1 protein-coding gene is annotated in these 598 nt (G+C 50.2%); it reads right to left on the minus strand.

Annotated features, from left to right (window positions below; genetic code table 11):
* On the minus strand, window positions 1-473 hold a 473-nt coding region (locus HMPREF1627_RS01110; RefSeq protein ID WP_034500407.1), incomplete at its 3' end, for an ATP-binding cassette domain-containing protein.
* Window positions 474-598 lie beyond the last annotated feature (125 nt).

Here is a 598-nt window from a genome sequence, read left to right on the forward strand (position 1 = left end):
CGATTAAGCCCAGAATCTGTGAAAGCGCTCAAGCCTAGCTCGGCCAACACCTGCGCAACCCGCGCGTTCAGCGTCCAAATGTCGAAGCTTGTCATCTGGGCTAGTAGCTGATCATATTCTAGCCCCATTTCAACGAGATTCGCGTCGGCCTCCAGCCGATCAGCTACGTAATAAAAGTGGGTAGCAATGCTTCGAAGTGGATGCAACGCCGCGTCGAGATATTCACCGATACTCCCATCAAACTGTTCAGCCTCAGGCACTTGGAACAACTCTGTTGCGAGTCCACTAACTCTTGCCGTACCCATTTCGGGAGCCAGATCGCCAGATGCGATCCGAAGCAACGTGGTTTTCCCGCACCCATTGGGGCCGATCAGACAAGCTCGCTCACCTTCACCAATATGCAGATCAATACGGTCCAATACTGGCTTAGATGAATAAGAAAAAGAAACATTATCGAGGTTGATTGCAGGCATGACGATCTCCAGGACGCAACGATTGTTAGGGCGGCGTCTCAGCCAGGCTGAGTAGAGATCACAAAACCATCGGACATTGCTCCTCGAGAAAGCAATAAGTATGAATTCCAAAATTCAATATAGTC

This window comes from Actinomyces sp. S6-Spd3 (genome assembly GCF_000758755.1).
GTDB lineage: Bacteria > Actinomycetota > Actinomycetes > Actinomycetales > Actinomycetaceae > Pauljensenia.